Annotated in this window: 20 protein-coding genes and 1 pseudogene; 10 read left to right on the top strand and 11 right to left on the bottom strand. The window is 71.0% G+C overall.

Annotation, left to right across the window (positions count from 1 at the left end; all coding sequences use genetic code 11):
- Positions 1-13: 13 nt before the first annotated feature.
- A complete protein-coding gene (locus KIV56_RS06710) occupies positions 14-280 on the bottom strand; it encodes an acylphosphatase (protein WP_281535640.1) in 267 nt (88 codons plus the stop codon).
- A gap of 574 nt (positions 281-854) precedes the next feature.
- Between KIV56_RS06710 and KIV56_RS06705 the strand changes: the two genes are divergently transcribed.
- The 3 genes from KIV56_RS06705 (at position 855) to KIV56_RS06695 (ending at position 3155) form a co-directional block, all read left to right on the top strand.
- A complete protein-coding gene (locus KIV56_RS06705; RefSeq protein ID WP_281535639.1) occupies positions 855-1058 on the top strand; it encodes a hypothetical protein in 204 nt (67 codons plus the stop codon).
- A 297-nt stretch (positions 1059-1355) separates the two neighbouring features.
- A complete protein-coding gene (locus tag KIV56_RS06700; RefSeq protein WP_281535638.1) occupies positions 1356-2198 on the top strand; it encodes an alpha/beta hydrolase in 843 nt (280 codons plus the stop codon).
- A 93-nt stretch (positions 2199-2291) separates the two neighbouring features.
- Positions 2292-3155: a nuclease-related domain-containing protein gene (locus KIV56_RS06695; protein WP_281535637.1), complete on the top strand. Its 864-nt coding sequence runs from the start codon at positions 2292-2294 to the stop codon at positions 3153-3155.
- Between the two features lie 94 nt (positions 3156-3249).
- Here KIV56_RS06695 and KIV56_RS06690 read toward each other — a convergent pair whose 3' ends face one another.
- Both KIV56_RS06690 and KIV56_RS06685 read right to left on the bottom strand, forming a co-directional pair.
- On the bottom strand, positions 3250-3603 hold the full coding sequence (locus tag KIV56_RS06690; RefSeq protein ID WP_281535636.1) for a hypothetical protein: 354 nt from the start codon (positions 3601-3603) through the stop codon (positions 3250-3252).
- Between the two features lie 27 nt (positions 3604-3630).
- Positions 3631-4440, bottom strand: a complete 810-nt coding sequence (locus tag KIV56_RS06685; RefSeq protein ID WP_281535635.1) for a hypothetical protein — start codon at positions 4438-4440, stop codon at positions 3631-3633.
- Between the two features lie 436 nt (positions 4441-4876).
- On the opposite strand from KIV56_RS06685, the gene KIV56_RS06680 reads away from it, so the two are divergent.
- Positions 4877-5356, top strand: coding sequence for a hypothetical protein (locus KIV56_RS06680; protein ID WP_281535634.1), 480 nt, complete (start codon positions 4877-4879; stop codon positions 5354-5356).
- 143 nt (positions 5357-5499) lie between these two features.
- Here the strand turns inward: KIV56_RS06680 and KIV56_RS06675 are convergent, their stop codons facing one another.
- On the bottom strand, positions 5500-6963 hold the full coding sequence (locus tag KIV56_RS06675; protein WP_281535633.1) for a J domain-containing protein: 1464 nt from the start codon (positions 6961-6963) through the stop codon (positions 5500-5502).
- A complete protein-coding gene (locus KIV56_RS06670; protein ID WP_281535632.1) occupies positions 6960-7472 on the bottom strand; it encodes a hypothetical protein in 513 nt (170 codons plus the stop codon). The genes KIV56_RS06675 and KIV56_RS06670 overlap by 4 nt, the downstream gene beginning before the upstream one ends.
- A 158-nt stretch (positions 7473-7630) precedes the next feature.
- Between KIV56_RS06670 and KIV56_RS06665 the strand changes: the two genes are divergently transcribed.
- Positions 7631-8320: a hypothetical protein gene (locus KIV56_RS06665; RefSeq protein WP_281535631.1), complete on the top strand. Its 690-nt coding sequence runs from the start codon at positions 7631-7633 to the stop codon at positions 8318-8320.
- 134 nt (positions 8321-8454) lie between these two features.
- Here the strand turns inward: KIV56_RS06665 and KIV56_RS06660 are convergent, their stop codons facing one another.
- Positions 8455-9108 (bottom strand): ice-binding family protein, encoded by a 654-nt coding sequence (locus tag KIV56_RS06660; RefSeq protein ID WP_281535630.1) that lies wholly within the window; start codon positions 9106-9108, stop codon positions 8455-8457.
- A 572-nt stretch (positions 9109-9680) separates the two neighbouring features.
- Here KIV56_RS06660 and ppsA point away from each other — a divergent pair.
- Positions 9681-12071: a phosphoenolpyruvate synthase gene (gene ppsA, locus KIV56_RS06655; protein WP_281535629.1), complete on the top strand. Its 2391-nt coding sequence runs from the start codon at positions 9681-9683 to the stop codon at positions 12069-12071.
- A gap of 24 nt (positions 12072-12095) precedes the next feature.
- Here the strand turns inward: ppsA and KIV56_RS06650 are convergent, their stop codons facing one another.
- The 3 genes from KIV56_RS06650 to KIV56_RS06640 all read right to left on the bottom strand — a co-directional run bounded on the left by KIV56_RS06650 (position 12096) and on the right by KIV56_RS06640 (position 13031).
- Entirely contained in the window at positions 12096-12443 is a 348-nt protein-coding gene (locus KIV56_RS06650) for a hypothetical protein (RefSeq protein WP_281535628.1), read from the bottom strand.
- A gap of 84 nt (positions 12444-12527) precedes the next feature.
- Entirely contained in the window at positions 12528-12746 is a 219-nt protein-coding gene (locus tag KIV56_RS06645; protein ID WP_281535627.1) for a hypothetical protein, read from the bottom strand.
- A gap of 3 nt (positions 12747-12749) precedes the next feature.
- On the bottom strand, positions 12750-13031 hold the full coding sequence (locus KIV56_RS06640) for a glutaredoxin family protein (RefSeq protein ID WP_281535626.1): 282 nt from the start codon (positions 13029-13031) through the stop codon (positions 12750-12752).
- Between the two features lie 163 nt (positions 13032-13194).
- On the opposite strand from KIV56_RS06640, the gene KIV56_RS06635 reads away from it, so the two are divergent.
- Positions 13195-14532 (top strand): hypothetical protein, encoded by a 1338-nt coding sequence (locus KIV56_RS06635; protein WP_281535625.1) that lies wholly within the window; start codon positions 13195-13197, stop codon positions 14530-14532.
- Positions 14414-14881 carry a GGDEF domain-containing protein gene (locus KIV56_RS06630; RefSeq protein ID WP_281536091.1) on the top strand — a complete coding sequence of 156 codons (468 nt, stop codon included), beginning with the start codon at positions 14414-14416 and terminating at the stop codon, positions 14879-14881. Before KIV56_RS06635 ends, KIV56_RS06630 begins: the two co-directional genes overlap by 119 nt.
- 139 nt (positions 14882-15020) lie before the next feature.
- Here the strand turns inward: KIV56_RS06630 and KIV56_RS06625 are convergent, their stop codons facing one another.
- Positions 15021-19409 (bottom strand): DUF3320 domain-containing protein, encoded by a 4389-nt coding sequence (locus KIV56_RS06625; RefSeq protein ID WP_281535624.1) that lies wholly within the window; start codon positions 19407-19409, stop codon positions 15021-15023.
- Here KIV56_RS06625 and KIV56_RS06620 point away from each other — a divergent pair.
- Positions 19408-19569 (top strand): hypothetical protein, encoded by a 162-nt coding sequence (locus KIV56_RS06620; protein ID WP_281535623.1) that lies wholly within the window; start codon positions 19408-19410, stop codon positions 19567-19569. The genes KIV56_RS06625 and KIV56_RS06620 overlap by 2 nt on opposite strands.
- 318 nt (positions 19570-19887) lie before the next feature.
- Here KIV56_RS06620 and KIV56_RS20265 read toward each other — a convergent pair.
- Positions 19888-20607: pseudogene (locus KIV56_RS20265) on the bottom strand (DUF4011 domain-containing protein); the annotation flags it as partial.
- Between KIV56_RS20265 and KIV56_RS06605 the strand changes: the two are divergent.
- A complete protein-coding gene (locus tag KIV56_RS06605; RefSeq protein ID WP_281535620.1) occupies positions 20575-21444 on the top strand; it encodes a hypothetical protein in 870 nt (289 codons plus the stop codon). The pseudogene KIV56_RS20265 and the gene KIV56_RS06605 sit on opposite strands and share 33 nt — an antisense overlap.
- Positions 21445-22227: the final 783 nt, after the last annotated feature.

The raw sequence follows: 22227 nt of genomic DNA, 5'->3' as shown, positions 1-22227 counted from the left end.
GCCAGCGGTCAGGTCACTCGATCCGAAAGCCGTCGTCGCCGCGATCCGGCAGGTCCTCCACGTGTACGGTGTCGACCTGCGCAGAGGGCGGCCCGCGTCGCAGCCAGTCGAGCATCCGGTCGACGGATGCCGCCGGCCCCTCCACCTGCACCTCGACCGAGCCATCCCTGTGGTTGCGCACGAATCCCGCCAGCCCGAGGCGCCGCGCCTCGACCTGCGCGTAGTACCGGAACCCCACCGCCTGCACGATCCCGCGCACCACCGCCTGTTTGCGAACCATCCCCCCAGTGTGCTCCGATCGGCCGTTCCCGGCACCGTCCCTTTCGTGAGGTGTCGCACATCGAGGTCGTGAGGTGTCGCACATCGAGGTTCCAGCGCCCCACGAAGGTCGATTTGCGACACCTCACGGGGCTACGCTCGGCGCTCCCTTCGAGGAAGGACTCATGGTTCGCGAGCGTCCCGATCTGGGGGGACGCTGAATTGCGTCCCGCTTGCTACGTTGGGAGCGCCGAGCCGCCCGAGACCGGCCCGGGGAGTCACGTGAGCTGGACAACCGTACGGATCTCGCACGCACTCATCACGCTGGCGCTGACGGCGCCCGCGTTGGCCGCGCCCGCGATGACCGCCCACGCGTTGGCCGCCCACGCTTTGGCCGCGCACGCACTGACCGCGCCCGCCGCCGACCCGCCGTACGCCCTGCCCGCCCAACCGCTCTTCGTCTTCGCGGCGTATTTCGCGGTCGTGCTGCTGAGCGTCGTCCTGCCGTTTGCGGGGTCCTTCGTGGTTTTCGAGGTCCTTCAGGCTCTGGGTGGCCCGGCGTCGCGGCCGCGCGGGAGCCCGACCTGCGGACGCTCTTGCTCACCACATTTTTCGCGGTGGCGCTCGGAGCCATCGGCGTGTTGCTGCTGCGATTCGGCCTGAGCGGCGTGCCGCCCGAGTCCGGCATGTCCGCGAGCCTCGGCGGGTTCTCCCAACGACTCCTGATCGTTTTCGCCCCGCTGGCCGTCGTCGTCCTGGTGCTCCGCGCCGTGATCGCCCGCCGCCGCCCGCCGAGCTGACTGCCGTCGCTGACCGCCGTCGCTGACTCCCGCCCGCCGAGCTGACCGCCGTCGCCGAACGCCGTCGCTGACTGCCGCCCGCGACCGGAGGACGGCGGCCATCGTCGCCGGTTGCCGCCAAGCTGACCGCCAAGCTGACCGCCGAGACGACCGTCTCTGATCGCCGAGCCGGCGCATCCGCTGCACGACGCGCCCGCGGATGCCTGCGGCCTAGACGACCGCGACGGGTGCGGTTATCGTGCCCAGATCACCCGGCATCCGCCGCGTGAACTCGCCAGAACCCGAAACGGAGTTGACATGGACGCACTGACCGCACCGGAACGAGCCGAGGTCGACCGAGCGAACGAGTCGGGCCTGCGTCCAGTCGTGTTCGTGCACGGCCTGTGGCTGCTCTCGAGCAGCTGGGACCGCTGGCGCGGCCGCTTCGAGGCAGCCGGCTACACGACGATCGCCCCCGGCTGGCCCGACGACCCCGAGAGCATCGAGGAAGCCAAGCGCGACCCCGAGGTCTTCGCCCACAAGATGATCGCCCAGGTCACCGACCACTACCTCGACGCCATCAACGACCTCGAGATCACACCCGCGATCGTCGGGCACTCCTTCGGCGGGCTGATCGCCCAGCGCCTGGCCGGTGAGGGTGTCTCCGCGGCAACCGTGGCAATCGACTCCGCACCGTTCCGGGGCGTGTTGCCGCTGCCGGCATCCGCCCTCAAGTCGGCGTCGCCGGTGTTGCTCAACCCGGCCAACGCCGGCCGGGCCGTCTCGCTCACCTTCGAGCAGTTCAGCTACGGCTGGGCCAACGCCCTCGACACCGACGAGGCCCGAGCGCTCTACGACACGTACCATGTCGCCGCATCGGGCGTGCCGCTGTTCCAGGCTGCGACCGCCAACCTCAACCCGTTCACCGAGGCGCGGGTCGACACGAAGAACCCCGAGCGCGGACCGCTGCTCATCATCGCGGGGGACAACGACAACACCGTGCCGCTTGCGATCTCGAACGCGATCTACAAGCAGCAGAAAAAGAACCCGGGGCTGACCGAGATCGTCGAGGTGCCGAATCGCGGCCATTCGCTCACGATCGACCACGGCTGGGAGGAGGTCGCCGACCTCGCCATCGACTTCGTCCAGAAGCACGACTAGAGCGGGCTCACCCTAGAGCGGGGGTCAGCTGCACAAACGGGGTGGGGCAGCGGATGCCGCGGCTCGCTAGTATCAGTCCGGGGGAGCAATCATATGGTCGACAAAAGCACAATCGATCCGGGCAGCATTGACGACGGTCGCGTTGAGAACGAGGGCATGCGCCGCCGGTTCGCCGCTCAGGCCATCATCGACAAACTGCTCCGCCAGCAGGGCGCGCACCCGCATCGCACCCGTCTCGCCCGCTTCCTCGGCAGGTCCCCGCTCGGCGGCAATGCCCTCGGCTGGTACCGCGGCGCGCAGGGCGAACTCGCCGTCGGCGCACTGCTCGCCCAGTTGCCGCCGGAGTGGGCCGTCTTCCACGGGCTTCCCGTCGGAGTGAACGGCTGGGACATCGACCACGTCGTCGTCGGTCCCGGCGGCGTCGTCACCATCAATACCAAGCAACACCGCGGCTTGCCGGTGCGGGTCGTCGGCGACGACGTCACCGTCGGGGACCGGGCTGTGCCCTACCTCGAACACGCCGCCTTCGAGGGCGAACGGATTGACACGCTCCTGCGGGCCTACCTCGACTTCGCCGTCCCGATCCACCCCGTGCTCGCCTTCGTCGGGCCGAAGGGCGTCGCCCGCGGCGGCCCGGAGAACGCGGTCACCGTGCTCGACGCCGCCGACCTCGTATCGTGGCTCACGGCCCTCCCGCGCGTGCTCGCACCGCTCGAACGGTTCCAGGTGATCGCCCTGCTCGACGACCCCGCGAGCTGGGCGGAAACCGTACCGGTCGGCACGGGCGACGGCCTGATGGAGCGTTTCACCGTGCTCGACAACCAGATGCGCTCGGCACGGCTGCAGCGTCTCGTGCTCGCCCCCCTCGAGGTCGTCGTCGGGCTCGGACTCTCCATCTACCTGGTGTCGAACCTCGGCATCGTCCTGGTCAGCGCTTTTTCTGGCGTCGGTCGCTGACTCGGCACCTCCGCGGGTCCGCACCCTGCATCGGAGACCGGCTCGCCGCCCGCGCCGCCCCCAGTTCGCGGTGCATCCTGCGTCACACCGCGTGTCACAGGTAGGCAACCCGCACACAATGCTTCATATACACCCCATAACTTAACGAATGGAGCAATCCGTCTAGAATACTGGCGTAGCCTTGTTCCCACGGCCTATCCACGGGCCCGGGGAGGAGTAAGCCGTGTATACCCGCGTTGAGAGTAGCTCCGCGGTGCAGCAGCTTGCGATCGGCCTTCACGACCCCGCCCGTGATCGACCCTGGGTCGTCGTCTCCTCGCCGTTCGGAACGGCCGTCCCCGAGATCGGCATCGACCAGCTCGCCACCCAGATCGGCGACGTCGCGCGCGTTTTCCTCGTGCAGACCGGTGAACTCACCCGGCAGCTCGGCGACCTGCTCCCCGCCCAATTCCAGGTCTATGGCAGCGCCGGACGGTCATACCCGACCGGGCCGAACCCCTTCGCCGACCTCGCGAGGTCCCGCCTGCGCTTCACGCACGGCGACCCCCAGCACGCGACAGACCAACTCGTCACGGATGCCCTCGCACACGCCCACCACGCCGGTCTCTTCGCGCTCGCCCCGGCATCCGTCATCACCGTCACCGGCACCGTCAAGGGGTTCATGCTGCACGGTTCCCGCGCTCTCGTCGAGCTCGACGGCGGCGGCATGGCGACCATCTGGCAGGAACTCACCTACCCGCCGGTGCCCCTGGACTGGACCCTCTCCCCGGGTCAGCGCATCCAGGGCGCCCTCGACGCCCCGACCCACCGGCTGAACGTCGAGCTCAAACCGCCGACCACCGAGGTGATCGCCCGTCGTTACCCGCACGGGAGCGTCACCCTCGCCCTGGTACAGAAGGTCAGCTCGCAGAAGGCCGTGCTCGCCCTGCACCCGCACCTCTCGTTCACGATCACACGTGCCGACATCTCGGCCAACCCGCGCGACCTCGTCGACACCCTGCTGTCCGAGGGCGACGTCGTCGCGGCGCGGGTCATGCACCTGCCGAGTGGCGCCCTGCACCTCGTGCTCAGTGACGTCGACGACGACGAGCCGGTGTTGCCGCCGCTCGCCGCCGTGCTCAACGGGCCGCCCTGGCTGCGCGAGAACCGACCGCTGCTCCCACTCGTCGAGGACGACGACACGGGAAGCGGCGACGACCTCGTCTTCGACCCGGCCATGTCCGCGAAGGGCCTTGCCGGGTTCGTTCGCGCGGCCGGCGCCGCCCTCTCCCAGGACGACCTGCACGGCGAGGTCGGTCCGGACGCTCTCGCCGGTGCTAACGCCGTGCGGCCCTCGCCCGCCGACCTCGCCGCTCCCCGGCCGATCGTGCCGCGGCCGTTCCCCGGGCCCGGCCGCGTGCACGCCGTGCGCCGGCCCACGCCCGCAACCGCCGGTTTGCCCGGCGCGATCCCGTTCCGCGTCGGCCCGACTCCGGCGCCGTGCGCGCCGACGTCGGTGTCTGCCCTGCAGTCCACCCAGCTCTCCCTCGCCGAGGCGAAGGCGAAGATCACCCGGCTCGAGGCGCAACTCGTCGAGGCCGGAAGCACGGAGTCCGACCTGGCCCGCCTGCGCGAGCAGGCCCGCTCCGCGCAGCTGCAGGCTCCGCGACGCGCTCGTCGAACTCGGCACTCTGCGCCACACCGTCGCCGAACTCCGCGACGAGCAGCGCACCCAGAAGCGGATGCTGCGCGAGTCCCGCCGCACCGTCGTCGCCCCCGTCGCGAACAGCGAGTACGAGTCCCGCCGCGCCCTCTGGGAGGACGCCACCAGCTGGGTCCGCCACGAGATCGCCCTCGCCTGGGTCGACCGGGTCCCGGAATCCGACCGCGAGGAATGGCCGCTTCCGCACAGCTACGGCCTGTCCGACCGGTTCGCGGATTCCCTGAGCGGGCTCGACGACGGCCAGCTCGCGAAGGCGTTCAAGGCATCCGTCGACGTGCTCACCGGACGGGTCAAGACCCTGCAGGGCCGCCACCTGCACGCGCTGCGGCAGGGTGCCGGGCCTGCCGACCCGCACCTGCTGCGCTGGGACGGCGCCCGTTGCATGCGCGTGTCGATCGAGCAGAACACGCCCGCCGCGCGCCGGATGCACTTCTGGCAGAAGCCCGACGGCAGCGTCGAGCTGATCCGCGTCGTCACCCACGACGACATGGAAGCCTAGCCAGTCCCTCCCGATCGCCTCGGGTACCCTCGGGTCGCCCGAGTGTCGTCGTCACGCTCAGTTACGGAGAAAACACCTTCGCAAGCGCCGCGAGGGTGTTTTCTCCGCGATCGAGTCGCCGCGAGTGGATGCGCCCGGCCGGGTCAGCCGGCCCGGCGCGGGGGAGTCGGCGGGAGCGTGTTCTCCACATAGGGGATCCAGGACTGCGCGTCTCGGGCGAGCACAAAATCGGCGAACGACATCGGGATCGCCTGGGGGTCGGCGCCCGCGAGTCCGGCGGCGCCGACGGGTGCGGCCGCGGGCATCGATCCGGTCGGGGTGCCGCCCGCGGGCACGAAGCCCGGCGGGACAAAGGAGGCCGGTCGTTTGCGGCGCTCCTCGTGCGCCGGAGTTCGAGGCGACTGGTGCGGCTGGGCGGGGGGACGCTGCTGCGGCTGCGCTGTCGGCTGCGCGGGCTGCTGCGGCGCGACGGACGGCTGCGGCGCCTGCTCGCCCGGTGCGCGAACGTCGCCCTCCGCTGCCGACCCGGTGCTGTGCCGCGGCCGAGCCGGGGGAGTCCCGACGCCAGGGGCGCCCGGATCGTGCTGCGGGCTGGCCCGGTAGAACGTGTCGGGGTGCGGGCTGTGGCGGTCGTCCGGGAAGGTATCGGCGTTCCGGGGGTCGCGTCGGTCCGCCGGCGGACGGCGGCGGTCGTTCGGGTACGGCAGGCCGACCCTGCCCGGGTCACGGCGATCGACGAAAGCCCTGCGTCGATCGATCGGCACCGGCAGCGGCGCCCCGTACTGCGGGTTCGGGCGTGCGGCCGGGTTCTGCGGGTCCTGGGCCGGCGGATGCTGCTGCACCGGCGGGTACTGGAAGCTCGCCGGATCGAGCGGGTTCGACGCTGTCCCCGGCGCCTGACGCGGGAGCCTGCTGTCGCGCGGATCCATCGGCGTGCGCCGGACCGGCGAGGGCGGCGGCGGCACGGGCCCGCGGCGGATGTACGGGTCGTCCGGTCCGCGGGTGGTCCAGCCGGCACGCGGGCCGAACTGGGCCTGCGGGTTCTCGGCCGGGCGCTGCTGCTGGTACGGCTGCTGCACCTCGCGGGCCTCGCCGCCGCGCGGGTCTCCCGCCGGGGCAGGATTCGCTCCGGGAACGCCGGGAACGCCGGGAACGCCGGGTGCGGTAGGTCCGGATGTCGCAAACGAGCCGGTGGTCGTGGATGCCCGCGACGGCGTGGCCGATCCGGTGGATCCGGCCCTGCCGCTCGGAGGCTTAGCTGGGCCGGAAGGGCCGGAAGGGCCGGAAGGTCCGGCCGGGCCGGTGGGCGGGGCCGCGCTGCTCGCGGGGCCCGGAGCCGCGGCCTGCCGGGTCGCAGCGGATGCGCGCGGCGGGGTCGCGGCATCCGTGCGCCTGGCGGCCACCCGGTCGAGTTCGCCGTAGAGCACGTCGCGCGCGGCGGACATTCGCACGAATTCACTGGTCGCGGCCGTGATGGTCTCCGCGGAGGCCCCGGCGAGGAGGTCGGGGTGGTGCGCCCGCGCCTGCTTGCGGAACTGCTTGTCGATCTCGACGCGGCTCGCGCCCGCCGGTACGTTCAGGAGCTCGGCGGCGATCTCCGGGGTCATGACAGCGGGCCGAACGAGCGCAGGTACTTGTTGTACGCCAGGCGCTGCAGGGTGTGCTTGTACTGGGGCGCGAGGGCGCGCACCCGGTCGAGCAGGCCGTCGTCGATCTCCTTGAGCCGCGAGCCCGCGCGGATCGTCAGGATCGGACCCGCGACGATCGCCGCGACGAAGACGAGGAAGAGGGCATTGTGGGTGGCCGCGAGGCCGAGCACGGTCAGGAGCAGGCCGCCGACGAGGACTCCGACGCCGATCCAGAGGGACCGTTTCGCCGGGGCGAGGTTCTCCTCAGCGAAGCGCGCCCAGCCTTCTTCCGAGCGGGTCCAGAACACCCAGCCCGGGGGTGCGGGGGAGCATTCCGGCACCGGAGTCCAGCCGGCGGGCGGCTCCCAGCCCTGGTTGCCAGCGATCCAGTCGAGGGTCGGCGTCGGCCACCGCGGCGGGCGCTGGAACTCCAGCGGCAACGGATCGGGAAGCGGGGGGCGTCGGCCATAGACCCAGATTAGTGGCATCGCGGTCCGCTTCGTCCCCCGAATGGGTGGTCTCCCGGGGAACACGAACCGAGAACAATGAAGAATAAGTCCCCCAAAAGGGGACACGGATGCCCTCCGTATGCCACTATGTGTTCAGCATATTCATGCAGACGGCTACCCGACCCGAAAGTTCCACCATGTCCCGCTGGTTTACCCGAATTGCTGCCGTCACCGGTGTCGCCGTTCTGTCCCTTACTCTCACCTCGTGCACGAGCATCGCCGCGCTCATCGGCTTCGCGCCGATCGACCCGGCCAGCCAGGTCTCGGCCACGGCCGTGCCCACGGCCACCAAGGCTCCCCTCGTCTTCGACTCCGTGTTCACCGACATGGGCTCGATCCACCCGACCATCCAGCTGGCGCCCCAGCTCGAACTCCAGCTCGACATGTGGACCGAGCAGAAGACGCACGAGTGGTACACGGACAGCGACAAGCGTTTCTCCTTCGTGATCAGTGTCTTCGACCGTTCACAGGCGCCGGAGGCCGCGTTCGGCACGAAGCGCCACGTCTACATGTCCAACGTCACGGTCACTGCGACGACCACCACGACGAGCGGTGCGAGCGCCACGCCGTTTGTGCTCAACGTGAACCCGATCGCCGCAACCCTCGACCCCGAGGCCCTCACCGGCCCCGGAGGACTGCTCGTCACCTCGCCGAAGGGCGGCTTCCAGCTCGAGTCCAACCCCATCGGGGTGCTGACACCGGACACCTACGGCCTGACCCTCGACTTCGCGATGACCATCGCCGGTGAGTCCACCGCTGGCGGCGGCGCGACCGTCACCCAGATCGTGCACCAGGCGATCCCGGTCGCCATCTTCAAGCGCATGTAACAACCGCACTGAGAAGTGCCGGCGCCGCAGGCGCAGGAAAGGCCCGGAACGGCGAGATCGCCGCTCCGGGCCTTTCTGTTGTGTGCCCGCCCAAGAAATGACGGGCTCAGCGCAGCGGATGCCGCGGTGTATATCTACCGGGTGGGCTCGGTGACCGTGTTCTTCTGCAGGGTGACCGCGGTCTGCGACAGCAGACGGCCATCGACCGTCGCGCCGGTCTTCAGGGCGATGAGGGACTTGCCGAGGACGGTGCCCTCGAAGTGCGCGGTCGTGCCGACCGCGACGGAGCCGGCGGCCTGCCAGAACACGTTCTTCGCGAGCGCGCCACCGGTGAGGGTGACCCGGGTGGCGGAGGCCTGGGTGATGTTGCCCGCGATCTGGAAGATGAACACGTCGGTCGGGCCGCCGTCGAGGGTGACGTCGCTCGTGATCGTCACGCCGGTGTTCCACTTATAGAGCCCGGGTGCGAGGGTGAGGCCGCCGATCTCGCCCGCGCCCAGGTCGACCGCGTCGGGCAGGGTGCGCCCGGCGGCATCGGTGTACGCGGTGCCCATGTCGCCGACGGCGGTCGTGAGCAGGTTCGGGGCGGTGATCTCGCAGGCGGGGCCCGCGGCATCCACGGAGTAGACCAGGCCGGTCACCTCCGGGCAGCTGAGGTGGATGGCCGCACCGGTGATCGGGCTCGCGCCGACATTGCCCGTGATGGCCGAGGCGTAGACATCCGTCACGCCCGTCTTGGAGAGGATAGCGAAGGTGCCGGCGAGGCCGAGCGCGACGGGTGCGCGCACGGAGCCGACCGGGACGGCGGCGGAGGCGGAGCCTGGCCCCGGTGGTGGTGGCGCCGACCGTGCCGACGGCCGCGAGGGCGATCGCGACGAGGAGGACGGGCAGCCACTTCCGGGCCGGTCTGGGGGTGCTGGTGCTGGTGGGTGTCTGGTCGAATGCGGTCATGGTGATTCCCTTTGTTCCCGTGAACGCGGATCCGCGACGCGGAGCCGGGGCAGGGCCGTCGCGCGCGGCGGCCCCCGGAGCTCCATCCGGGTTACGCTCGCTGGCGGAAGTGTGCCGGGAATGCACCTCTCCAGCCACCGGGGCAGACGGGTACCGCACCTGGAACAGGTGCCCTCAGCGGCTGGAATCCAACGATCGAATCTGTCTAACCCCCAGACTAGGGCCATAATCCGGTGGCCCTGAACCGGGGGAGCCTTCCGGGTGAATTCCGGAGGAACACCCGGTGCCGTGCCTGCCAGGTCGCGGGCACTAGCAGCGGCCCTGGCGCAGCAGTAGGTTGCCGAGAGCGGATGCCGTCGGCGCCACGGGACGCCGGGTCGCGGTGTTCGAACTCGCGGTGGGAGTCATCATGTCAGAACGTCATGTGGTCTGGTTCGAAGAGATCGGCCTCGCCGACATCCCCCAGGTCGGTGGCAAGAACGCCTCCCTCGGCGAAATGGTCGGCTCGCTCGCCGGCCAGGGTGTGCGGGTGCCCGACGGGTTTGCAACGACGGCGGATGCGTACCGCGCGTTCATCACGGAGAACGGGATCGAGTCCGCCCTGCGTTCTGCCCTCGACAGGTACCACGCCGGCGAGGCCACGCTGCGGGCTACCGGAGAGACCCTGCGCGAGCTGTTCCTGAACGGGGAATTCCCCGAGGATACGGCCGCGGGCATCCGCTCGGCCTACCGGGAACTGTCTGAGCGTTCCGGGCAGCAGAACCTTGCCGTGGCCGTGCGGAGCAGCGCGACCGCTGAAGACCTTCCGGACGCGAGCTTCGCCGGGCAGCAGGAGACGTTCCTGAACGTGACCGGGGAGCGGGACCTGCTCGTCGCCTGCCGCCGCTGCTATGCGAGCCTCTTCACCGACCGGGCGATCAGCTACCGGGAGGTCAAAGGATTCGACCACCTCGACGTGGCCCTGTCGATCGGGGTGCAGCGGATGATCCGCTCCGATGTGGGCGGGTCCGGCGTCATGTTCTCGATCGACACCGACACCGGCTTCCCCGGGGCCGCCGTGATCAGCGCGGCCTGGGGGCTCGGCGAGACGGTCGTGCAGGGTGCCGTCGACCCGGACAAGTACCTCGTGTTCAAGGCGCTGCTCGCCGACCCCGCCCTGACCCCGATCATCGAGAAGACCCTCGGCGCCAAGGCGACCAAGATGATCTACGCCGCCGGAGGCAGCGCCCGCACCCGCGTGATCGACACCCCGCTCCGGGAGCGGGACGCGTTCGTGCTGAGCGACGGCGAGATCGTGCAGCTCGCCCGGTGGGCCGTGATCGTCGAGGACCACTACGGACGGCCGATGGACATGGAGTGGGCCAGGGACGGCATCAGCCACGAGCTCTACATGGTGCAGGCACGCCCCGAGACGGTGCAGTCGCAGGCGAGCGGCACCGTCTTCACCGTGAGCCGGCTGCTCGAGAGCGGGCCGCTGATCGTCTCCGGCGTCGCGATCGGCGACAGCATCGCGACCGGGACCGCGTGCGTGATCCGGGACCCGGCCGACATCGACAACTTCATCGACGGCGCGATCCTCGTCACCGAGATGACCGACCCCGACTGGGTGCCGATCATGACCCGGGCGTCCGGGATCGTGACCGACCACGGCGGCCCGACCAGCCACGCCGCGATCGTCAGCCGGGAGCTGGGCGTGCCCGCGGTGGTCGGCACCGGCACCGGCACCGACCTGATCAAGAACGGATCCTCGATCACGCTCTCCTGCGCCGAGGGCGACGAGGGCTTCGTCTACGACGGCACCCTCGCCTTCGAGACCGAGGAGGTGGACCTCGGCACGGTGCCGTCGACCCGCACGAAGCTGATGGTGAACATCGCGAGTCCCGCCGCCGCGTTCGAGTGGTGGCGGTTGCCGGCCGCGGGCGTCGGCCTGGCCCGGATGGAATTCATCATCAACAACCTGATCACGATCCACCCGATGGCGCTCGTGCACCCGGAGCGGGTCACCGACCGTGCCTCGCTCCGGCGCATCCACGAACGCACCCGCGGCTTCGCCGACCCGCAGGAGTACTTCGTGCAGACCCTCGCGCTCGGCATCGCGAAGCTCACCGCCCCGTACTACCCCGACCCGGTGATCGTGCGGATGAGCGACTTCAAGACCAACGAGTACGCGCACCTGCTCGGCGGCGGCGCCTTCGAGCACACCGAGGAGAACCCGATGATCGGGTTCCGCGGCGCCTCCCGCTACTACGACGACCGCTACCGTGAGGGCTTCGCGCTCGAGTGCCGGGCGATCAAGCGGGTGCGCGAGGAGATCGGCTTCACCGACGTGATCGTGATGGTGCCGTTCTGCCGCACCGTGGCCGAGGCCGACAAGGTGCTCGCGGTGATGGCCGAGAACGGGCTCGCCCGCGGCGAGAACGGTTTGCAGGTGTACATGATGTGCGAGATCCCCGCCAACGTGATCCTCGCCGAGGAGTTCGCGACCCGGTTCGACGGCTTCTCGATCGGGTCGAACGACCTCACCCAGCTTGTGCTCGGCGTCGACCGGGACGCCGGCGACCTCGCCGGCCTCTTCGACGAGCGCGACGACGCGGTCAAGCGGATGATCAGCGAAGCCATTCGCAAGGCCCACGCCGCCGGGATCAAGATCGGCATCTGCGGGCAGGCGCCGAGCAACTACCCGGACTTCGCGGCGTTCCTGGTGCGCGAGGGCATCGACTCGATCTCGCTCAACCCGGACAGCTTCCTGAAGACGGCGGGCATCGTCGCCGAGGCCGAGGGGTTGCTCGACACCGTGTGACGGCCGCGCTCCGGCGGTGCGGCGTCAGCCCCTGCGGTCGTCGTACTGCTCGAGCACGGCCTGCTCGTATTCGTACTCGGCCGCCTCGGCCGCGGCGCGGGCCTTGGCGACCCGCTGGCTGATCGCATGCTCGGACTTCTCCAGCCGGCGAGCCTCGAGCGGGCTCGCGTTCTCGAGCAGGTCCTGAAGCGTGTCCGGGTCGAGGTGCATGGCCTCGATCGCATCGGCCTCCGACCGGGAGACCGCCGCCTTGCTTCGCAGCAGGCGCACCCGCGCATCCTTTGCGTCCTGCCGCTTGGCCGCCTCGGCGTTCGCAATGTCTTCGTCGCTGCCGAAGCGCTCGATGCGCTTGTCCTGGCCTGTGTCACCCATGATGCCTCCCCGTTTCCGTGGCATCGTAGCGCGGCAGTGCCGCGGAGGAAACGGCCCCGATCGGGTGGTGCCGGATCGCTGGCGTCAGCGGCGCTGGTTGCCGCGGCCGCTGGTCCAGAGCCAGCGTGCCCTGGCGGTGGCGATGCCCCCGGCGGCGAGCGCGACGATCGCGACCGGAACCGCCACGCCGACAAAGGCGTTGTGGTTGATCGCGTTGAAGTAAAGGGTGCCGAGCGCGATCGCGCAGCAGACGAAACCGGCGATCCCGCACATCTGGAAGGTCCAGTCCTTGAGGCTGCGCACGGCTCAGGCCTCCAGGGAGAACTGGGCGAGTCTCGTGCGCAGGTCGGCGTCACTCGGCTCGACGAGGTGGCTCGCGTCGGGGAACACGATCACGGGGATCCGGGTGCGTCCACTGATCGCGTGGGCGCGGTCGGCGCCGTCCGCGACGGCCTCGAGGTCGACGTAGTCATAGTCGAGGTCCAGGCCGTCGAGCACCTTCTTCGAGCGGCGGCAGTCGCTGCACCACTCCGCGCCGTACAGGGTGATGCGGGCGTCGAGGGGCGCGGATGCTGTTGCTGCGGTCATGGGCTGATCTTACGTGGCCGCGCTGGGCATCCGTGTGTCCGGAGTGCGGGCGGGTGTGACGAGCGGTTCAGGAGTGAACCCCTTCGGGGGCCTTTTTTCCGGCCCAATCGGGTCTTCTGCGGTGTTAGGTTCGAATCAGTGACAGACAGTCGGGGGGCTGAAGGTGGACTCAAAGGCGGCAGCACCAGGTGTGCGTGCGGCTTCGGCAGCGCCCATTCGCGACGCCACGCCGCCACCCGCCACGCCCACGGTCGCCGAGCTACTGACCTTGTGCGAACGGTCGCGCGCCGACGGCCGGCATCTCGAAGGCGCCGCCGAGGCCGAACAGGTGCTTGCGACCGCGGACATCACGGCCGCCGAGCAGGGTCGGGCCCGCGAGCTCTTGTCGCTGCACCGGTTGCGGCTCGGCGAAGTGGAGGCAGCCGTTCAGAACGGGCTGCTCGCGCTCGAATACCTGACCCGCGCGGGCGAGCTCTTGCGGCAATCCCAGATGCACTGCACCCTCGCGCTCGCCTTCCACGAGACGGGCCTGAACGAGCCCGCGCTGCGGCACGTGCTCGGGGCCCTCGCCTCCTCCCGGGCGAGCGGCAGCCCGCTCGCCGAGTTCTGGGCGCTCAGCCGCTCGTCGATGGTGCATGTGGGAACCGGGGACTCGCTGCGGGCCCTCGAGCTGGGTCGGCAGGCGCTCGACCTGTCCCGGCTGCTCGAGGACGATGAGGCACAGTTCGCCGGGCTCAACAACCTCGGCGACACCTGCCTCGAACTCGCGCGCACCCAGGCCGCCCTCGGCCTCGAGGCGACGGATGCGCTCGGCGAGGCCCTCGACAACGTGCAGCAGGCCGCGGCGTTCGCCCACAGCCAGGGACACAGCTTCTGGGAGACGATCGCGCGCACGAACCTCGGCAGCATCCTGATCGAGCTGGGCCGGTACGCCGAGGCGCGCGAACAGATCGGCCTCTCCCAGAGTCTGGCGACGGCCAATGGCTACCGGAACCTGGAACTCGACAACGGGACCCAGCTGGCCGAGATCACGCGCTTCGAGGGCCGCGTCGACGAGGCGATCCTGATGATGGTCGACCAGCTGGCCGACAGCACCGTCGAGGAGGACCCGGCCAGGCTCACCCGGCTGCACCGGGGCCTCGTGGAGATGTGCAAGGAGATCGGTGAATTCGAGCGGGCACTCGCCCACGCCGAGAAGCTGCACGAGCCTGACGCTCCGCCTCACCCGGCAGACGGCCGGGCTGCAGTCCCGGATGCTGATCAACACTCTCGAGATCGAACAGGCCCGCCACGAGACCGAGCGGTCGCAGCTCGAGGCGCAGGTGTTGCGCATCCGTGCGGAAAAGCTCGACCAACAGGCCCACACCGACCCGCTCACCCTGCTGCCGAACCGGCGCGCGCTCGACCGGCAACTGCCCGCGCTGATGCGCCGCGCGCACGACCGCGCGCAGCCGCTCTGCGCGGCGATGGTCGACCTCGACCACTTCAAACGGGTCAATGACGCGCACGGGCACGCCGTGGGCGACCGGGTGCTGGCCGCGATGGGAACGATCCTGACGGACGCCATCCGCGACAGCGACCTCGCGGTACGGCTCGGCGGCGAGGAATTCCTGCTCGTCTTCGGCGACGCAACCCCGGCCGACGCCGCGAAGGCCTGCGAGCGCCTGCTCGTCGCCGTGAGCGGCTTCCGCTGGGACGACGTCGCCCCCGGGCTGACCTGCACGGTAAGCATCGGCCTGGCCGTGCGAAACACCGGCGAACGCACCCCGCACTGGCTCGCGCGCGCCGACACGGCCCTCTACGCGGCCAAGCGTGCCGGCCGCAACCGCGTCGAGTCCGCGCCGCACTAGTCGCGCGCGCCCGGCCCCGCCCGCCCGCACCCCGTGAGGTGTCGCACATCGATGTTCCCGAGCAGGCGGAAGGTCGATATGCGACATCTCACGGAGCCGCGTGTGCTCCTTGGGGCTGCGCGGCCGGTGTGCGGGTGGGCTATCCGGGGAGGAGGAGGCCGGCGGGGGTGCGGGTCAGGCGGCCTGTGTCGAGGGCGAGGGCGAGCGCCGCGTCGAGACGGATGCCGACGCTCGCGGTGAGACGTCGCCCGCCGAAGAAGGCGAGGGCCTCACGCCGGAGTCCGGCCTCGTCGATCCCGGCGGCGGCCTCGGCCGCGAGGCGCATGGCGTTCGCGATCTCGACGAGCGGAACGTGCTCGAGAGCCCGAGTGACCCCGGGCGGGGTGCGCCGGGCGCCCGGCCAGTCGGTCGGGTCGACCGCGACCGGCCAATAGAACGGCTCATCGGCGCCGAGCGACAGATCCGAGGGCACACACCGCACGATCGACGCCGCGCGCGCCTGGGTCACCCGGTCGAGGCCGAACGCTCCCGCGACGAGCTTGATCAGCCGGGCGCTGTGGATCGGCCCCTCGGTCTCGACCGCGGCGCTGATCGCTGACCGCACCTGCGCCGTGGCCGCGGCCCTCGGCAGGGCGTCGAGCACCGTGACCGGCCCGAGCAATCCGGGAGACCACTCGGCGTACTCCTGCACCAACGGGCTCGTCGCCGCACTGGTGCTGGCCAGGCCTCGACCGGATGCCGCGACGACGGCGGATGTGTTGGCTCCCGCCGGCTCGCCTTGCTCGGTCGGATCCGTTACCGATTCGGTCGCCGTTCGAGCAGCCGTGGCTGTGGACGCGGAGGCACGGGAGGTTCGCGCGGCAGCGGTGGTCGGCTCCGCGAGTGCAACCGAACCCGCAGCTGAAGGCGAACCGGCAGCCGCGGGGGCAGCACTCTCGGCGACCGATGCAGCGGCGGTCTTGACCGCAGCGCCGAGCCGGACGATCGTCTCGTCGCGGTGGTGCAGCCACTCGGGCATCCAGACCCGCTCGACGCCCGGCCAGCGCATGATGCCCTGCAGCACGTCCACGGGTAGGCCGTCCCGGTCGGAGACCGTGCGCCGGGCGCGCCAGTTCGGCCCGTCAAGCAGCACGGCCACAAGAGGTCGAGCAGGGTCGGCTGCCGAGGCAAGGCTGAGGTCCACCCGGAAGTCGGAGAGCCCAACGTCGGTCTGCACGACGTGCCCCGCGGCGCGAAGCGCGGCCGCGATGTCGTCGCGGTGCCGGTCCACGGTCGACGTCCGGCGGACATCCGTGCTGAGCGCCTCGGCGCCCGCGCCCGCCATCTCGAGGTACGCCTTGAGGTGCTTGATGCCGACCGAACTGGTGTCCTGCGCGCGCAGCACCGCCGGGTCGAAGCTCGCATAGAGCACCACTTGCCGCCGCGCGCGGGTGATCGCCACGTTGAGGCGGCGCTCGCCGCCCGCCCGGGAGAGCGGCCCGAAGTTGAGTGGCACGACACCCTTCTCGTTCGCGCTGAACGCGATCGAGAAGAGGATGCTGTCGCGTTCGTCGCCCTGCACATTCTCGAGGTTCTTGACGAAGAGGCCATCGATCTCGTCCAGGGCGAGGGCGATGCGTTCGTCGTCGCTGTCGCGGAGCAGGTTCTCGATGAGGTTGCGCTGCTGGGCGTTGAAGGTGATCACGCCGACCGAGGGGGAGACCTCCGGCGAGGCTGCGAAGCGGCGCTCGATGTCGTCGACGATCGCGCGGGCCTCGACGGGGTTGGTGCGGAGCGCCGTGCCGCGCCCGGAGCGCTCGAACTGGCCCGTCACACGCACGAGGGAGACGCCGTGGTCGCTGAGAACGCTCGCAGCGGGCGCCGGGAACGACGACAGCCGGCTCTCGTAGTAATAGTGGTTGCTGAACGCGATGAGCGACTCGTCCTGGCTGCGGTAGTGCCACGAGAGCCATTTGCTCGGCACCCGTGCCTGCACGCACTCGGTGAGGATCGACTCCTCGTCCGCGACTGCGCCGAGCACCCCGTCGTCGCCGTCGAGGCCCGCGTCGCCCTCGTCGTCGATGTTCGCGCTCGCCTCGGCGAAGCTCGTCGGCGGCATCTGCTTGCTGTCGCCTACGACGACCACGGATGCCGCCCGCCCCATCGCACCGATCGCATCCGCCACCCGGATCTGCGAGGCCTCGTCGAACACGACGATGTCGAACAGGGCCGCGTGCGCGGGGAAGAACCGGGCGACGGATTCCGGGCTCATCAGGGTGCACGGCATTACCTGGGTGATCAGGTCGCCGTAGTTCTCGAGCAGCGCGCGCACGCTCATGCCGCCGCGCTGCCGGTCGAGCTGGCGGCGCAGGCCACCGACCTGTCCCGAGGCGAGGTTCGTGTCGAAGCGGCGCAGGCCGAGCACCTCGGCCGGGATGGCCCGGGGGAGTTCGCCGCGCACCGCCCGGGTGCTCGCCGTGAACCGGGTGATCGTCTTGCTGTGCGCCACGAGGTTGAAGTCGCCGAGGGCGGTGGCGTCCTCACGTTCGGCGATCGAGGCGAGGGCGAGGCCCTTGTCGAAGGCGAGCGCGGCATCCTCGGCCGGGATGCTGCCGGCCAGCAGCGCGGAGCGGGCGTCGGCGAGCCCGTGGCGGCGCAGCGGCTCGAGGTGGCGCACGAGCGCGAGCCAGCGTTCGAGCACGACGGGCTGGGCGGAGTCGACCGAGCGCGCGGCCCGGGTCGCCCACCAGCGGGCCACGAAGCCGAGGTCGCCGGCCCAGCGGGATCGGTCGGCGGGCTGCACGTCGGCGGCGGTGTCGAGGGCCTGCCAGGCCGCGGCGAGGGCGGTGAGCGGCTCCCGGCCTTCGCCGAGCGGTGTCGAGGCGTAGTAGGCGCGCAGGTCGGCGGTGTGGGTGCGGGCATCTGCGGCCGGCGGGGCGGCAACTGTTGCCGCTGCGGACAACTGTGCCTCGGAGACCGGCAACAGTTGTCCGAAGTGGCCACTAGCAGCGCCGGCGGCAGTCGTGGGTGCCGGCCGGTTGAGCGCGTCGCCGATCCAGCCGAGCCAGGCCAGGCCGGTGGCGAGGTCCTCGGCGTCGGCCGGCACGAACGGGTTCCAGGCTGCGTCGACGAGCGGCACCGGCAGGGTGAGTGCGGCGTTCCGCAGCCCCTGCGCCTCGGCGTGCGCGGCGGCGAGGGCGGCGGTCAGCGTCGAGAGCGTCTTCAGCGGCACGGCCTTTTCCGGGGCGGATGCCGCGTCGCCGGTCAGCGTGTCGGCGAACTGCGCGAGCACCGCCCGGCGCTTCTTCGTGCGGCCGAAGAACCCGGCGGCATCCGCGGCGAGGGCCGCCGCGTGGATCCCGGGCACGTCCCGCCCGAGCACGGTCGGCGCCACCCGGGTCAGCCAGTCCGGACGCGACGCCCGCAGCGCCGCGAGGTGCTGCTCGAGGCCAGCGATGAAGGCGCGCCACTCGGGGGTGTGCAGGGTGTCGACCACGCTGACCGGGTGGCGGGGTGCGGCGGCGAGGTCGCGCCATTCCCCGGCGAGGGCGGCCGACGGCATCCGGTTCAGGGTGTCGAGGTCGAAGCCGGCGGCCTGGGCCGCGACGAGGGCGTCGTCGAAGGAGCGGCCGGTGGCGTGGATCGCGGCCGTGCGCAGGGCGATGGCGATGCCGGTCGATGGCGACGCGCCCGCGGCCAGGGACTCGGCACCGGGGCGGAAGTCGCGCCGGTCGGACCGACGGTTTCGGTCGAGGCGCCAATGGCTGTGGAGCCCGCGCCGGCAGCGCCCGTTCCGCCAGCCGACGTGCCTGCGGACACCAGGCCCACCGCGCGGGCCGCGCGCACGGCCTCGGCGGCGGACTCGGCCGTGCCCGATCCCGCACCGGCTCCGCGTCCGAGCCGTTCGTCGACGAAGCCCCAGGGGTGCGCGGCGCTCGGCCGGGCCAGGTCGGACACCTCGGGCAGCTGCCGCAGCACGTGCCGCAGCTCGTCGAACACGGGGGCGGGCGACCCGCCCACGAGGGTGCCGGGGATGGCGAGCGGCTCGACCGAGGCATCCGCCGCGAGGGCGTGGGTGCGGGCGGAGTAGAGCGACAGGCCGGCCGCGTTGGCCTCGTGCAGCCGGTCGGCGTAGCGGGCGAGGGTGCCGCGGCTGGCGGCGGCGGCCTCGCGGTTCGCGGCGAGGGCGGGCAGGTCGGGGTCGATGCGCAGGCTCGAGGGCCGCCTTGATCTGGGCGCGCACCGCGGCGGGGCGGGCGGCCTTGTCGTGTAGGTCGAGGGAGAAGTCGCCGAGTCCGACGCTCTCGAGGCGCTTCTTCACGACGTCGAGGGCGGCACGCTTTTCGGCGACGAACAGCACCCGTTTGCCGTCGGCGAGGGCGCGGGCGAGCAGGTTGGTGATGGTCTGCGACTTGCCCGTTCCGGGCGGGCCTTCGAGCACGAAGGTTCGGCCGGCCGTGGCCTCGGCGACCGCCTCGAGCTGGGAGGAGTCCGCCGGCACCGGCACCGAACCGCCGAGCGCGTCGAGGTCGACGGGCGATACGGGCATGGCGCCGGCCCCGGGCGAGCCGGCGGATGCGGCACGTGCGGGCGACCCCGCAGACGCGCCGGAGCCCGCCGGCGACACCGCGAACGGAGACGCGGCCGGCTGCGCCAGGCTCCACGCCCCGCCGCCCCCGGCGCCTGCCGCGGCGATCGGGTCGGCATAGGCATCCAGTGGCGTGTTGATGAGGTGCGCGACGAGGCTGTTCTGCGACAGGGCCTCCCAGTTCTCGTCGAGGTCCTTCCAGAGCCGGAACTTCGCGAACTGCAGAATGGACAGGCTCCACGGTCTCCTCGACCCGGAACGGCAACCCGGCCGCCGCGATCGCCTCGCGCACCGCGGTGAACGCGGCGCCGAGGTCGATGCCCGAGGCGTCCTCCCCGGGGGTCGCGAGCCCGGCGATCTCGAGCCCGAAGCTCGCCCGCAGCTTCTCGAGCAGGCAGTAGTTCGGCGTGGACGCCCCGGCCTCGTCGATCGTCAGCCGGTACGAGCTGCCGCGGCTCGCGCTCGTCATGTTCACCGGGATCAGCACAAGCGGCGACCGCAGTTCCCGGTCGTTGAACCGCCAGTGCAGCATCCCGAACGTGAGGTAGAGGTTGTTCGCGCCGGTCTCCTCCACGATCGTGCGGGCCTTGTTGGCGAGGTAGCGCAGCTTGCTCGTGTACGACGCCTCCGTGATGTCCACGAACGCGCCCTTCTTCTCGGCGAGCATCAGCTCGCGCGTCTGCTCGGGCAGGTCCTTCCCGAAGCGGATGCCACGGGCCCGGTCCACGTTCGGCACCGCGTCGCTCGGCACGAGGGTGATCGGCGCGCCGGCGTTGATGGCGTCCTCGAGGCGGGCGACGGCCGGCCCGGGCACGAAGAGCGGGTAGCCGGACCGGTCGGTGTAGTTGATCAGCTTGTTGCGCAGGCTCAGGTCGAGCAGCGCGTTCTTCCACTGGGTGACCCGCGGTGGCACCGGGGTCGCCTCGGGAGCGGTCGAGACGGCTGAACCGTCCCGCGCATAGTACGGAGCAATCACCGGCCCGGCCGCCGCTTGGTAAACCGTCACGGTGACGGCGCCGTCGGGCCCGACCGAGCGGCTCGGCAGCGGCCAGATCCGGGACTGCCGGGCGGTGCGCACGTCGGTCACGCCCAGGAACTTCTCCAGTCCCGCGGCGAGGTACTGCGTGTGCGGGCTCCGCCGCGCCTCCGCGAACGACATCGAGGTGGACCCGCCCGTGGCACCGGTCGTTTCGATGAGCCCGATCGACTCGAGGTCGACGAGGTTGACGATGTCGGCGACATCCGTGTGGGCGACCGCGCCGAGCGCCGAGTCGACCCGCCAGTAGCCGAGGAAGACGTGCCCCTCGAGGAGCCAGAGCGTGGAGTTGAGCCCGGCCTGTTCGAGGGCGGAGGCGAGGGTGACGGTGGTGTCAAGGCACGTGCCGAGCCGCCCCTCGAGCACCTCGGCGGGCGTGCGCACCTTCTGCCCGGTCGTGCCCCAGCTCGCCGGCGGCATGGCGTAGCGGATGTCCCGGGCCCGCATCGCGTCGAAGATCGCCTCGACCGTGGCATCGACCCGCTCGGGGCTCTCGGACTGGTACCCGCTGAGCGCGGAGTCGCCGGTGCGCTGCTGCAGCAGGTCGCTCGCCTCGACGAGCAGCGGCGCGATGACGGCGGCGTTCGGCTGCACGTGCGCGGCGAGGAGTTCGAGGCCGAGGTGCAGGGGGTGGCGATCCACTGGCTGGACGCGAGGATCTGCACCGCCGCGCTCGTCTCGGCGAGCAGGGTGCCGGCGGCGTCGCGCAGGGTGGCGCGGATCGAGCCCGGCCGTTGCTCCTCCACCGCGAGCATGAGCGCCGGGTCGAGCACGAGCTCGACGGTGCGGAGGGTGGTGCTCTGCCCCGCGCCGAGGTCGACGATGGTGATCTGCGGGGCGCCGAGCGACCCGGCGGCGCTCGTGACCTCGACCTCGAGGGTCGCCGCACGCTGCTCGCCGCCGAGGTTCTCGATCACGATCTCGTCGACGACCGGCACCCGGCAATGCGCCACGGCATAGGAGAGGAATGGCACCGAGCTGATGCCGATGCGGGCGGATGTCGCGGCTGCGGCGGCCGGGGCACCTGCGGTCACGGCCGCAGCGGCAGCACCCTCGGTCTCAGCCTCGGCATCAGAGTCAATCTGGTCCACGGATTCCCCTTCGTGCGGCGACATGTCACGGCGACCCGGACAGCCGCCGGATCACGTCGAAGCGCTGTCCCCGATTGTAGGGGGTGGGTCTGACACTGCCGTCGCCGGGCGGAGTTGCCCAGCGAGGTGGCCCACTCCAGCAGATATCGCTGTCCGGCCCCGAGTCTCGCAGTCCCAGCAATTGCCGACGGCCTTCCCGTGAGGCGCTCAAGTCTCTCGGTGTGTCATAACTCCTGCAAATTCGTGTGGCGCTGGGAAGATGCTCCCGGAAACATGCGGTTCCTGCCGGCCTGCCGCAGAATTTGCAGGAGTTATGAAGATCCGAACTATGACCCGAGGGGTGGCGGATGTCGCCTTTCGCGCTTCCCAGCGGGACCAGCGGTCCGCCCCGGACATTGCGCCCCGTCAACAAATGCATCGACAGTGCTGGAGGGCTGACCATTCTGCCGTTCGTGGCGCCGATTCAACGCGGCGTCGAGGTTTGCGAGCGCGCTTTGCTTCGTGGCCCTGGCCCACGCACGCGAGGTAGCGCCTCACCCTCGCCGGGGTCAACGATGACCACCGGCGGGGAGCCGAGAGATCCCTTGGCAATGGCGACTTCGACCTCGAGCCTGACCCCGCGGTGCTCGCCGCCGAGGTCCTCGTCCGTGAT

This window comes from Cryobacterium breve, from assembly GCF_027594785.1.
In the GTDB taxonomy this organism is placed as follows: Bacteria; Actinomycetota; Actinomycetes; order Actinomycetales; family Microbacteriaceae; genus Cryobacterium; species Cryobacterium breve_A.
Note: the sequence above shows the minus strand (reverse complement) of the source record. Positions and strands in the feature narration are given on the sequence as shown.

Coding starts and splice junctions, on each gene's coding strand:
- ppsA (WP_281535629.1), top strand. CDS start 9,681: ATGTCAGAACGTCATGTGGTCTGGTTCGAAGAGATCGGCCTCGCCGAC.
- KIV56_RS06680 (WP_281535634.1), top strand. CDS start 4,877: ATGCTGCGCGAGTCCCGCCGCACCGTCGTCGCCCCCGTCGCGAACAGC.
- KIV56_RS06620 (WP_281535623.1), top strand. CDS start 19,408: ATGGCGCCGGCCCCGGGCGAGCCGGCGGATGCGGCACGTGCGGGCGAC.
- KIV56_RS06710 (WP_281535640.1), bottom strand. CDS start 280: ATGGTTCGCAAACAGGCGGTGGTGCGCGGGATCGTGCAGGCGGTGGGG.
- KIV56_RS06650 (WP_281535628.1), bottom strand. CDS start 12,443: ATGGGTGACACAGGCCAGGACAAGCGCATCGAGCGCTTCGGCAGCGAC.
- KIV56_RS06640 (WP_281535626.1), bottom strand. CDS start 13,031: ATGACCGCAGCAACAGCATCCGCGCCCCTCGACGCCCGCATCACCCTG.
- KIV56_RS06625 (WP_281535624.1), bottom strand. CDS start 19,409: ATGCCCGTATCGCCCGTCGACCTCGACGCGCTCGGCGGTTCGGTGCCG.
- KIV56_RS06695 (WP_281535637.1), top strand. CDS start 2,292: ATGGTCGACAAAAGCACAATCGATCCGGGCAGCATTGACGACGGTCGC.
- KIV56_RS06670 (WP_281535632.1), bottom strand. CDS start 7,472: ATGCCACTAATCTGGGTCTATGGCCGACGCCCCCCGCTTCCCGATCCG.
- KIV56_RS06675 (WP_281535633.1), bottom strand. CDS start 6,963: ATGACCCCGGAGATCGCCGCCGAGCTCCTGAACGTACCGGCGGGCGCG.
- KIV56_RS06700 (WP_281535638.1), top strand. CDS start 1,356: ATGGACGCACTGACCGCACCGGAACGAGCCGAGGTCGACCGAGCGAAC.
- KIV56_RS06665 (WP_281535631.1), top strand. CDS start 7,631: ATGTCCCGCTGGTTTACCCGAATTGCTGCCGTCACCGGTGTCGCCGTT.